The sequence below is a fragment of the Natrarchaeobius oligotrophus genome (assembly GCF_003841465.1).
Lineage (GTDB): Archaea > Halobacteriota > Halobacteria > Halobacteriales > Natrialbaceae > Natrarchaeobius > Natrarchaeobius oligotrophus.
In genome coordinates, this window is the sequence record NZ_REFZ01000016.1 from 26,777 (window position 1) to 38,963 (window position 12,187).

The window sequence follows — 12,187 nt, forward strand, 5'->3', positions numbered from 1 at the left end:
GAGATCGGGTTCCCTCACCGCGACACTGCCAACAGCCACGTAGGTTCGAGATCCGAAAGAACATTCCCTCCCTCGGAAACTGCGATACATTGATTTTCTATCTCTCACCAATACACTGTGTGTCAGTCGAAAAGCAACTACAGGAGCTGGTTCAGCGGCTCAATCACCTCCCAGATTCTGACGAGCCGCCGCCAACGACCCTCCAGATTCTCGGCCGCCATCAACAGGAACAGGACTGGCAACGCCTTCTGTTTCACTTCCTCTCGTCCGAAGAACGCCATGGACTCAACTATGCGCTCTTAGAACACCTCTTGTCATCGCTCTCTGATCGAGATGACCTGGACTACACATTCTCTCGACTGGACTTACAGGACGTCCAGGTCGAAACCGAGGTCGTCACCTCCAACGATTCCCGCCCCGATGCGGTTCTCTGGCTACCAGGAGAGTGGTACATCTGCTGGGAGCTGAAACTCTGGGCGTCCGAGACCCATAAGCAAACAAAAGCGTACATCGATGCCTCATCATTCCCGGCAATCGATCTATCGAAAGACGAAGTCCCAGTAGACAATCGCCATTACATCTACCTCGCCCCTGAGAATGCATCACCACCAGAAGCGACCGAGTTTGTTCAGGTCTCCTGGGAGTGGATCGCATCGGAACTCCAAGCGTTCCTCGCGAAGAGCCAGGGCGGGTATCCGGCACGGACGACAGCACAGCTCGACGACTTCATCAGCACGATACAGCAGGAACTGACTATGACTGAATACCAAGAGAACCAACAAGAGAAAGCTCAGCTATACTTTGACTACTACGACGAGATTGAAGACGTACAGAGCGCGTTTGAGAATCAGTGGGATGCTTTCGCCGATAACTGGGGACTACGTCTCGCCCGAGAGTTGGATGGGGTCGAGATCGTAGAGATCCCCGATCTCCCCGATAATCACATCGCTATTGAACTGGACCCAGACTCCGACGATCGCACTCGATGGATTTTCCGCCAGGGAAGTTCGTGGGCGGGTATCGCCAAGGAACAGTGGAGGCGACGAACAGACGAAGGATCTGTGATCTATACTAAGCGAGATGATGACAACTACGCCCACATCACACTCTATCATCGACTGGAAAAGAACCGCCAAAAGGCGATCAAAGACGGGGTGCTGGAACTCACGCTTTGGCACGGTACAAGTAGTGACACAGAGTTCCACAAGATGGTCAAAGAGCGAGTCCGCAACAAGATCGCAGAGCGAGACTATGAACTCCCACCCGCCGTAAGCTTAGCTGGCGGTAGCGGTAGTGTCTTCTCGGCCACGTACAACATCCCCATCACCGAGCACGACGACTTCTTTGATGCCTACACTGCGGCACTGGGAGACGCGTTCGTTGACTTGTCCGTTGAGAATCCCGAGATAATCACTATCATCGACGAATCTTTCGATGAATCCATGACTGCATACTACTAATCGATTTGTGTAATCCAGTAGCGAAGCCCCCCCTTACTATTGAACAAGCATTGGCGCACGAACGGTTTGACTCGTCTATAGTGGACTAAGCCGTTTGCTCAGGTTGTGGGTAGTTAGGAGACTGGACAAGTATGATGATGGTTCACTTCGAAGCCACGCGCATCAATGGTACTCGCTGACGATCAGCAACTCGTTCGAGCATGGGACGCGTTCGAGGATAACGACTACCGGATGAAAGACAGCCAAGGGGAGGTTGTGACGATGGAAGAAGCCGACCAACGGCGAGAAGATCGGCTCCCTGTTCTTCGTGAACTCATCGATGATTTTCTGGCTGGCGATCTTCCATTGAGTGAGTTTAAGTCAGAGATCGATGGCCAGAACAAGCGGTTCCCCTACTGGGGGTTCAAAGGGATGAACGGAATGATGTTCTTCAATATGGTCTACAGCTCGGCTGGGGAGGAACGCCAAGACGAGCTGGCCGAGCTTTTGCATAACCTCATCCAGCCACCCGCTGACCAAACCGAAGCGAAGGAAAAAATACGTTCGCTCGAAGGCTTTGTTGAACGACTCCGAAACGAGGTTGATGACCTTCGTAAGGCACCGCGCCCTGGATCGATACCCTACTTCCTCTCCTACTTTTGGCAAGTCCACGCCCCTGACGAGTATCCGATCTACTACACCTCGATGGTGAACGCGTTGTCCGACTTGGCGATCTGGGAACCGGAAGACGATCTCGCAGATAGCTATGCTTCTTTCTGGGAGCTTAACGAGGAACTCCGCAAAGCATTAGGAGAGCACACCGGTCGAGACATACATCTCTGGACTGTCGAGCACGTGTTCTGGTACTGGCAACAGCGCGACGAGTTCGACGACGAGCCCGAACCAGCTGGAGGAACGACACAGATGACTACCCTCCCCGACAGCTACATCCCGCCGATCGTCTCCATTCTCCCGGATCTGGCCGAAAACACCGATGAGATTCAAAGCGTCGTCGACGGGATAGGCCACTCGGTAGAAACGCTGTTCGAGAATCGGTTGGCGCGTGCGTTCCGGATGGTAGGGTTCGAAGTTGACGAGATGGGGCAAGGGAGTGGTCGTAATCCGGATGGCATCGCGAAGGACCATATGCACAACTACGCAATCATCTACGACGCGAAATCCCGTCGAAACGGCTACAGTATGGGAACGGGCGATGAACGGCAGTTTCAGGATTACATCAACCGTGAGGTTCCCTCGCTCCGAGCCCAAGGGTTCCGAAACATCTACTTTGCCGTCATCTCCGGAGACTTCACGGATGATGAGCGTGACGCGATTCGGACACTCAAAATCAGCACCGACATCCAGGAAGTCCGTCTGATCGAAGTCGAGGCGCTACTGATCCTTCTGGAGAACCGACTTCGTGATCCAAGCTTTGGACTCGGCCCTGGCGATCTCGGCGGTCCTGGTGTTCAGGACTTCTTCGCAGAGAGCGGGGTTCTTACGGCTGCTGATGTCCGTGAAGAGCTCGGAGTATAGGATCGAGGAGAGGGTTCAATAGTAGTACGACACCGCTTATAGTTAGTCACAAAGACTTGACGGGGCCATCTATTTTAACCTCTATTCCTGTTTAGGGTGATCTATGCCGGGGACATCTACAGACAAAATAACGACAGAGAGAATAATTGAACGTGAATCCGAACCAGGCCCGCCAGCAACGGAGTATGAATCAAAAATGGTGATGCTCCGAGCCGAACGCGGTGACAATATACAGATTGTCGATGTAGTTACGCGTCTCTCCCAGAACGCCGACATCCCGTCAGAGACAACGGTTATCAAGCGGACGACCCCGTATTTTGGACCTAAGCTCGTGCTGGCCGCTGACGAAGAGAGCTATCTACTGACGGCACCAGGACCGGATACACAGCTTCTACTATGGGTTGGCAACTATTTGGATGACGGCGAACGATACGGGTGGGACAAACTCGCTGAGGTTACCGCACAGTTCGCTGAGGATCAACCACAGTACGATCTCTGTCCAGAATGTGGTCAACCGATGCAAACGATAGAACACGAACGCAAAGCGGCTGTCGGACGGTGTCCCGGTCCAGAACTTTAGGGAATCTTAGAAGTCGCTGACCCCCGATTGAAACCGTTCTTCGTCGAAGCCGTCTCGTGCTTGTTCGTATGCCGACTGCGTCTGGTCAGTCACACCGAGTTTCTCAATAACTTGTGGATACGCCTGGTCGGATGCCAGTGCGTCTCGAAGGTCTTTGGCCGCTAACGCCTTCTGCTCGCCGTTGACCAGCTTCTGTAAGCGGTATTTGGCGTTTGTAGGCGAGCGGCGAACGCGAGTGGCTACACCTTCTGCGTCAAAGGCGGTCTTGTCGGGGAACACGTCCGAGAGGTCACTCACTGGGATGTCACGGTAGACCCAGTCTGTCCTGTCGAACAAGCGGAACTCGGGTTCGCCGTCCTCTCCTTGTTCTGCTTCCATCTTTTCGAACGCCTCTTCAGGCATTCGGGGTGACACATGGCATCCCCCGATGATGTCGAAACCAAGACCCAGGGAAGAGATGTCGGAAGCGGGTCGTACACCGAGTGCCTGCTGTCTCGTTCCCGGTGAGGGGTTGATAGCGTAGAACAGTGTGTGTTCTTCGATACCTCGGTTAGCTATACTCTGCATCAACGGCTCGACCATCGCCAGCTGGGTTCCCGTCGTCACCTTACACCGGTCGAAATCGAAGGCATAGGTCGTCACGTCGTGAGCTTCGTAGACACCCAACAAGTCGTCGATGAACTCCCACCCCAATCGTGGAATAAGGCCCATAACGGGTACCTCGGGATGGCGCTCTTGGACCTGGTTTAGGAAAGCGACGACGCTCTTTTTGAATGAGCGATAGGACGGGTCGCTGAGATCGTCTTCGACGTTCCTCACCAGCTTCGGCATCAACGGGACGGTGATTATGTCCGAGTAGGCGGCGTGGATGTCCGCCAGATACCGTGCATGAGCCACGCCAAGAGTGCTCGTTTCGGTGTATTTCGTGAAGGTGATCTTCAACGAGTCATCTGTAGCACTCGAAAACTGGCTTTCGAGGTCGGAGTTGATCTGGCTTCCATCCGGGTCGCGCATCGCCTCATCGAGATCGTCCCCTCCCACGGTTCGATACAGCTCACTCACACCATCACTGTCAGGGTGGAACTCCTCGTGTTCACGGAGTTTGCCAGGGATCGTAGCTGCGGTAGGGGTCTGCACCTTCTTACCCCCTACTCGAACGTTTCGTAGCGGGAAGATGCCGTTCTGGTCGAAGTCATTGACGGTGGTGATTTTCAGGTCCGTCATCATACCCTGGTTGACGGTTTCACAACACTTAAGAGTTGGTTCACCGAGGTGAAAGTAAAATAATCTGGTCGATACCGCAGGACGGCGGTATGATTGGGTGCCAAAACAAAGGGGGTGTTCTACTGAATCTTGCCTCTGGCTCTCACGACAATACACGTATGAGGACGGATGTGAGCTATCTCATCGCGACAATGCCAACAGCCACACAGGTACGAGCTTCGGTGGTACGTCAACCGTCTACCGAGGGTGATGAGTTCTGGCCGGACGGTGATCGCCCGTTACTCACCGCTTCGGGGTGAGCGGCTACCAGATCTGTTCGGCGGCGTCGTTACGGGTTTCAGCGTCGGAGTGAAGATATTTCATCGTCGTTGTGACCGACTTGTGACGGAGCTGCTCTTTCGCGTGGTGTGGGCCGATGTGGTTCGCCCAGTAGGTCGCAACCCCATGCCGGATCGAGTACCAGGTAATATCCTTGTGATCAGGGATAGGAAGGTCGCCCTGCTCAACGAGGCGGCTCAGTAGATAGTTACACGACTTGGAACTGTACTTGCTTCCTTGCTTCGTAAGCCACAGTTCGTCTCGACCGTTGTACTTGTCGTAGGTTGCTCGTTCCTCTAACCATCGTTTGAGGACCCTTGACGTGCGCTTCTTGATGGAACAGTTCCAGTGCGCCTCGTTCTTCGTGGACTCGTCCTTGGGTATGTTGAGCTCGTTGTTCTCAAGATTGACCCAGTCCGTGGTGGCTCGCCCCACTTCGATGGGACGGAGTCCAGTATCCAGCGTCACAGCGATTATCGACGGCTCCTTCCACGAGTTCGCCTGTTCGAAGTGTTCGGGACCAACCTCCGACTTGGGCACGCCGAGACGCTGTGAAACATGGGTTTTCAACCGATCACGCTCCTCGGCGGACATATTGCTGTTGTAGCTCTTGACCGAGTTGTATTCCAATGCCGCCTGATAGAGCGGCTTGAACGCGGTTCTACGGAGATAATCCCGTTCGTCACCAGTCGCCTGACTCAGTTCGGGTTTCGGCTCCCAGTCGTAGTCGGTTCCGTGGATATGGTTCTGGTACTTGAACAGTCGCTGAACCGCTTTCCCGTAGTGAATCACGCTGGAATCGGCCATCCCGTCTGAGCGATTGAGGAGACGGATGAAGCGGTCAGCGTGATCCGGTGTGAAGTCTGTCGTGTAGGCGTCTTCGTCCTCCCAAAGCCATCGGAAGACGATTTCCAGCTTGTAGTGTGTCGACTGAAGAGTGCTCTCTGCGAGGCCCTGCCCCTTCTCTGGGTGCTTACCGTATGTGGCGAGCCACGAGAGAAGATCTTTTTTGAAGTCCCGGTAGTCGTCGACCATATTGAGCCCGTAGTTTTCGAGGTCCTCGCGTGAGCGTTCACTAGCAAGGGGAAAGTCGAACTCAACTTGTTCTGGAGCCGGGGGAAGACCATCCCGCGGAGTGCCGTCCCCGGAGGGGAGATTGTCGAGCGGATCGGGTTGGTTGGTCATCCGCGCGCACCCCGTTTTGTTTGTGTGCCATGACACTTTTCAGAATCGCAAGACTGCGCGGCTATCGGGTTGTAGTTTTTTCGGACGTTATTGGACATCGTTGGTCTCTCCTGAGAAGGGCGAAATCAGTCGAGAGAGACGCTAAGGCCGCTGAAGCCTAGGCCGGGATTTGAACCCGGGCTCTCGTCCTTACCAAGGACGCGCTTTACCGCTAAGCTACCCAGGCGCGTACGTGTTCGTTGACTCGAGTCGTCTTTATGGGTTTCGATTCGCCCGCGGGCGTGGCAGGTGATGGCGCAATTCGAACGACGACGATTCGGAGTTCGTCGCCGGCACGCTGGGTCGAGTCAGTGATCCGTCGCGGAGGTTACCCGATCCGTCCCGGATTCCTCGAGCAGGATGTCGGATCGGGAGGCTGGGAGGTCGGCGAGACAGGTCGCGACGGGGGGAAACGACGGGCCGACGCCGTCGACGAGGTCGTTGGCGAGCGAGAGCAGTTGCGGCGAGGGGCGTTCGTCGACGGCGGCCGCGCCCGCGAGGACGGCGAGTTCGAGGACGTCTCGCTCGAGGTTGGCGTCGAGCGCCGCGAGGTCCGTCGCCGGAGCGGCGTCCGATCGTGTCGACTCGCGTCGCGTCTGGTCGCGTCCGAACGCCTGCACCGTCTGGACCGCCTTCTGGGCGGCGTCGGTTCGCGCGAGCAAGTAGAAGCCACGGGCGACGAGGATGTCCGCGGCCAGAATTTCGAGGTCGGCCGTCTCGCCCGCGGCGTCGTCGTCGTCCGTCCAGGGCTCCCGGTGGGCCAGCATTCGGGTGAGGTTCAGCCCCTCGTAGATGAGCTGGACGCCCGCAGCGTGGGTGAAAACGGCGTCGTCGTCGACGATCGACCGATCGAGATCGACGCCGCCGGCTCGGCGCTCGAGCGGACCGACCGCGTCGGGGCTGGCCCTGGCGGTGCTTTCGATCGTGAATACGGCGGGGATCATCGATGCGTCGTCGAGGACCGATTCGACGAGATCGTGCAACCGCGGTGGTTCGACGTCCGCAACGGCTTCGGTGGCGGCACGCCGACAGTTGTCGGCCTCGTCCATTAGCGGAAACTTACGAGGGGGGAAGCAAAGACCTTTGGAAACGCTCGACCGACTCGGCTCATGATCGACGTCGCGATCGATACCGATCGATCGATCCGGATCGTCACGCTGGATCGTCCCGACGCGCGAAACGCGCTGACGGTCGCGGGACTCGAGGAACTCGAGCGGGCGATCGACGACGCCGACGAGTCGGTGATCGCGATCGAAGGTCGGGGCTCGGCGTTCTGTGCGGGCGCGGATCTCGAGGTCGTCGGGAACTCGACGAGGAGGACGCCGTCGAGTTCGCGGCGCTCGGCCAGCGGGTTGCGCGAACGATCGAGGAGTCGCCGGCCGTCGTCGTCGCAGAAATCGACGGACCGGCTCGGGGCGGCGGACTGGAACTCGCGCTGGCTTGTGACGTCCGCGTCGGCACTCCGGAGTCGACATACGGCGAGCCGGGCGTCACCTTCGGGCTGTTCGGGGCGTGGGGTGGGACCGTTCGCTTACCGCGCGTCGTCGGCGAGGGAAACGCCCTCGAGTTCGCGCTCATCGGGCGAGCGATCGACGCCGACGACGCCCTCCGCATGGGGCTGCTCTCGCGACTCGAGGACGATCCGCGAGCGGTGACGGCGTCGATCGCGGCGAACCCCGACGACGCGTTGCGGACGGTGAAGCGACGGATTCGAGACGACGACGAGCGGAGGCCACAGGAGCGACGTGAGGCGCGAGCGTTCGCCGACCTCGTCTCGTCACACGCGGCCGGTCTCGACGACGCGCTCGAGTAAGGCACGGATCTCTCCGGACGGCGTCGATGGGGCGAATCGCTCGAGCATCGTGCTCGGACCGCTGGACCGGTCCGATCGTCGGGCCCGACCGGCGTCACAGCTCACTCGAGGGGCTCCGGTGCGGGCGGCACCAGTCGTTTGTGCTCGCTACGTTCGTACAGTCCGCGGACCTTCTCGACCGTCTTCTCTTCGATCTCGAGCAGTCGAGCGGTTGCGGCGACCGACAGCGGTCCGTCGACGTGGGCGACGAGGATCGAGTCGAGGGTATCGTAGTCGATGCCCAGCTCGTCCTCGTCGGTCTGATCCGCCCAGAGTTCGGCGGTGGGCGTCTTCTCGACGAGATCGTTCGGAACGCCGACGTAACGGGCGAGCTGGCGGACCTGCTGTTTGTAGAGATTTCCGATCGGGTGGCAGTCGACGGCTCCGTCGCCGTACTTGGTGAAGTAGCCGACGGCGGCTTCGCTTCGGTTGCCGGTGCCGACGACGAGGCGGTTTTCGTGGTTGGCAACGAGGTAGTTCACGACGCCGCGGACGCGCGCTCTGGCGTTGCCGACCGCCTCGTGGTCGCCCTCGGCTTCGGGATACGCTGAAAGCAGCGAGTCGACGATCGGTTCGACCTCGACGACGTCGTACCCGATCTCGAGATCCCGTGCGACCCGTTCGGCGTCGCTCATGTTCTCGTCGCTGCTGACGGTCGCCGGAAGGACGAGGCCGTGAAGGCTCTCCGAGCCGAGGGCCTCGACGGTCAGGTAGGCGGTGAGCGTGCTGTCGATGCCGCCGGAGAGGCCGAGAACGGCACCGTCCGCGCCGGCAGCGTCGACGCTGTCGCGGATGAAGTCGGTAATGTGTTCGCGTTGCAGTTCCAGTTCCTCCTCCGAGAAGCGAAGGTCGATCATCGACTGTCGATACGGGGTCGTCGTCCTAATAGGCTCGCGTTCGCGGAAAAAAGTGGACGTTCGTGCACATGTGGGCCGTTCGATGAGGCTCTCCTCGAGAACACTGTGTGGAAGTGCGGCGAGCGGTTACACTCGGTTGCGTCGAGCGCCGGTGGTGAGCAACTCGGGGAGTTGCAGTTCTCGGCGCGAACGGCGCGAGTGATCGCCGGCGAGGTGGACGGCCGCCGTCGAACGACGACACGAGTGAAAGAGTGACCGAGCGGCGGTGGTGAGCCGAGCGTCTCGCTTCGTCACGAAACGACGAGTACCGAAAGAGCGCCGGCGGCTCAGTAGCCGCGTTCGATCAGGTAATCCGCGAGCTCGAGTAACAGCTCGCGCGCGTCGTTGTCCGGGAGGACCTCGAGTCGCGCTTTCCCCTGTTCGACGAGGTCGCGAGCCATCTCGTTCGCGTACCCGATCGAGCCCGATTCCTCGAGCGTCGCGACCGCGTCGTCGATTTCGGCTTCGGACACCGCGTCGACGTCGGTCGTGTCGACCAGGTTCTCGACGTCGACGCCCTGGTCACGGGCGTGGACGGTGATCAGGGTCTGTTTGTTCTCGACGAGGTCGCTGCCACGCTGTTTGCCGAGTTCCTCGCTCGGAACGGTCAGATCGAGAACGTCGTCCTGAATCTGGAACGCCCGGCCGATGTCGAGGCCGTAGCCGTAGAGCGCGTCGATCGTCTCGTCGTCGGCCCCCATCAGGACGGCCGGAAGACACGCCGATGCGGCGTACAGGACGGCGGTCTTCTGTTCGACCATCTCGAGGTACTCCTCGGTCGAGACGTCCTCGCGCTTTTCGAAGGAGACGTCGAGCGACTGGCCCTCGCAGATCTTCGTACAGGTCGTCGCGAGCACGTCGAGAGCTTCGACCGTCCGGTCGGGCTTTGCGCCCGTCTCGAGCATGATCTCGAACGCTTTCGAGTAGAGCGTATCGCCCGCGAGGATCGCCGTCTCGAGGTCGTACTCCCGATGGACGGCGGGCACGCCCCGACGGAGGTCGTCGTCGTCCATGATGTCGTCGTGGATCAGGGTGAACGACTGGATGACCTCGACGCTGACGGCGGCGTTCATCACGTCGATGACGGCCGACGACTGTGCGCTCGCGTCCCGACCGCCGACGGCGGTTCCGTCCGGTTGCGCGTCGTCCAGCGTCGGAAACGATCGGTAGTCGACCGAAAGCGGCGAGACGTCCGCGAGCGCCTCGGCCGTCGTGAGCAACACCGTCGGACGCAGTCGCTTTCCGCCGGCGTCGAGCAGATACCGCGACGCCTCGTAGAGTCGCTCCGGCCGTCGAATCGGGAGATTTTCGGGAATCGCCTCGTTGACTCGCTCGCGGCGCTTTCGAACCGCCTCGAGCACCGCTTCCTCTCGTGCCTGAGGACTGGTCATGTCAGTCGACGAGCTGGATGAGATTACCGTTTCGCGTGATGTGGAGGTCACGTCCCATCCGGTAACCTTCGCTCTCGGCGAGGTCGACGTAGCCCGAGAAGCCCTTGAGATCCTGGTGGGCCGGAACGATGTTCTGGGGCTGCAAGGCGTCGAGCATCTCGTAGTGGCCCTCCTGGTTCAGGTGGCCGGAGACGTGGATGTCGTCGTACACGCGTGCGCCTTGCATGCCGAGCAGCTTCTCGGCCTGGTAGCGCTGGCCCTCGTTCGTCGGCTCGGGGATGACCCGGGCCGAGAAGACGACTTTGTCGCCGTCGTCGAGTTCGTACGGCGTTTCGCCGCGAGCCATCCGGGTGAGCATCGCGCGGGGTTCGCCCTGGTGGCCGGTCACGACGGGGAGGAAGTTCTCCTTGCCCTCGTTCATGATTCGTTTGAACGTTCGGTCGACGGACTTGCGGTGACCGAACATTCCCAGATCGCTGGGGAAATCGACGAAGTCGAGGCGTTCGGCGGTTCCGGAGTACTTCTCCATCGATCGGCCGAGCAGGACGGGCTGGCGGCCGATGTCTTTGGCGAACTCGACGAGCGACGTCACCCGGGCGATGTGACTCGAGAACGTCGTCGCGACGATGCCGCCGTCGTAGTCCTCCATGCTGTAGAGAACGTCGCGCAGGTGCTCGCGGGCGACGTTCTCGCTCGGGGTTCTCCCTTTCTTGTTCGCGTTGGTGCAGTCCTCGATGTAACAGAGGACGCCGTTGCCCTCGCGACCGATCTCGCGGAACCGGTCCATGTCGATCGGATCACCGATGACCGGCGTGTGGTCCATGCGCTTGTCGAGGCCGTAGACGATCGCGCCCTCGGGCGTGTGGAGGACGGGATTGATCGCGTCGATGATCGAGTGGGTGACGTTGACGAACTCGAGTTCGACCTGACCGCTGTCGCCGATCGACATCGTCTCGCCGGCGTCCATCTTGATCAGGTCGTTTTCGACGCCGAACTTCTGTTCGCCCTCGATCTGCTGTTTGACGAGTTCGATCGTAAACGGCGTCGCGACGACCGGCGCGTTGTACCGGTGTGCGAGCTTCGAGATCGCGCCGATGTGGTCCAGGTGACCGTGCGTCGGGACGATCGCCTGAACGTCGCCCTCGAGGTCGCTCATGACCCGGTCGTCGGGAATCGCGCCCATGTCGATCAGGTCGAGGCTGTGCATCCGCTCGGTTTCGACGTTGTCGTGGATCAGAACCTGCGAGAGGTTCAGTCCCATGTCGAAGATAACGACGTCGTCACCGGCGCGGACGGCAGTCATCTGCCGCCCGACTTCTTCGTATCCGCCTATCGTTGCGATTTCGATTTCCATGGTTCTGTAGCACTGAAAGCCGCGTGGTGGACTCTCATCGAAACGGTCCGCGGACTCCCGGTCGTCGGCCCCGGCGTCTTACAGCACGTCGGCCATCCCGCTATGCGTCCCGGAGGGGCCTCCGACGGCCCGCGACAGGGCCTGGACGCACTTGCCCGCGGGTCTCGCTACCGGCCTCTACACGCCGGGGTGTTAAAAACACAGTGGGTTGGCTCCCCGACGAATCGTCGCCCGACGAGGTATCAGGTGTCGGCGACTCGCGACGCGCCGAATGCTCCGATCGGCCGGCTGGCGAATGTTCCCTCGGATCCGTGTAAACGCAGTAGTCCGGGCTGAGCGTTGAAAAGAGGACGGGCGTAATCCAAATCGGGAT

Annotated in this window: 9 protein-coding genes, 1 tRNA gene and 1 pseudogene; 4 read left to right on the forward strand and 7 right to left on the reverse strand. The window is 59.5% G+C overall.

What is annotated here, in order from left to right; all coding sequences use genetic code 11:
• The first annotated feature begins 119 nt into the window (after positions 1-119).
• The 3 genes from EA472_RS17565 to EA472_RS17575 all read left to right on the forward strand — a co-directional run bounded on the left by EA472_RS17565 (position 120) and on the right by EA472_RS17575 (position 3,555).
• Positions 120-1,460, forward strand: coding sequence for a PD-(D/E)XK nuclease family protein (locus EA472_RS17565; RefSeq protein WP_165874938.1), 1,341 nt, complete (start codon positions 120-122; stop codon positions 1,458-1,460).
• 165 nt (positions 1,461-1,625) lie between these two features.
• Positions 1,626-2,975 (forward strand): hypothetical protein, encoded by a 1,350-nt coding sequence (locus EA472_RS17570; RefSeq protein ID WP_124192819.1) that lies wholly within the window; start codon positions 1,626-1,628, stop codon positions 2,973-2,975.
• Positions 2,976-3,078: 103 nt separating this feature from the next.
• Positions 3,079-3,555, forward strand: a complete 477-nt coding sequence (locus tag EA472_RS17575; protein WP_124192820.1) for a hypothetical protein — start codon at positions 3,079-3,081, stop codon at positions 3,553-3,555.
• A 6-nt stretch (positions 3,556-3,561) separates the two neighbouring features.
• Here EA472_RS17575 and EA472_RS17580 read toward each other — a convergent pair whose 3' ends face one another.
• The 4 genes from EA472_RS17580 to EA472_RS17595 all read right to left on the reverse strand — a co-directional run bounded on the left by EA472_RS17580 (position 3,562) and on the right by EA472_RS17595 (position 7,370).
• Entirely contained in the window at positions 3,562-4,782 is a 1,221-nt protein-coding gene (locus EA472_RS17580; RefSeq protein WP_124192821.1) for a hypothetical protein, read from the reverse strand.
• A gap of 300 nt (positions 4,783-5,082) precedes the next feature.
• Positions 5,083-6,132: a tyrosine-type recombinase/integrase gene (locus EA472_RS17585; protein WP_243637892.1), complete on the reverse strand. Its 1,050-nt coding sequence runs from the start codon at positions 6,130-6,132 to the stop codon at positions 5,083-5,085.
• 304 nt (positions 6,133-6,436) lie between these two features.
• Positions 6,437-6,508: transfer RNA gene (locus EA472_RS17590), tRNA-Thr, on the reverse strand.
• A 121-nt stretch (positions 6,509-6,629) separates the two neighbouring features.
• Positions 6,630-7,370 carry a DUF7114 family protein gene (locus EA472_RS17595; RefSeq protein WP_124192823.1) on the reverse strand — a complete coding sequence of 247 codons (741 nt, stop codon included), beginning with the start codon at positions 7,368-7,370 and terminating at the stop codon, positions 6,630-6,632.
• Positions 7,371-7,459: 89 nt separating this feature from the next.
• Here EA472_RS17595 and EA472_RS17600 point away from each other — a divergent pair.
• A pseudogene (locus EA472_RS17600) lies at positions 7,460-8,134 on the forward strand (enoyl-CoA hydratase/isomerase family protein); the annotation flags it as partial.
• Positions 8,135-8,235: 101 nt separating this feature from the next.
• Here the strand turns inward: EA472_RS17600 and EA472_RS17605 are convergent.
• From EA472_RS17605 to EA472_RS17615, 3 genes are all read right to left on the reverse strand, one after another.
• A complete protein-coding gene (locus EA472_RS17605) occupies positions 8,236-9,030 on the reverse strand; it encodes an NAD+ synthase (protein WP_124192824.1) in 795 nt (264 codons plus the stop codon).
• A 326-nt stretch (positions 9,031-9,356) separates the two neighbouring features.
• Positions 9,357-10,460 carry a geranylfarnesyl diphosphate synthase gene (gene idsA3, locus EA472_RS17610; protein WP_124192825.1) on the reverse strand — a complete coding sequence of 368 codons (1,104 nt, stop codon included), beginning with the start codon at positions 10,458-10,460 and terminating at the stop codon, positions 9,357-9,359.
• 1 nt (position 10,461) lies between these two features.
• Positions 10,462-11,814 (reverse strand): ribonuclease J, encoded by a 1,353-nt coding sequence (locus EA472_RS17615; RefSeq protein WP_124192826.1) that lies wholly within the window; start codon positions 11,812-11,814, stop codon positions 10,462-10,464.
• Between the last annotated feature and the right edge of the window lie 373 nt (positions 11,815-12,187).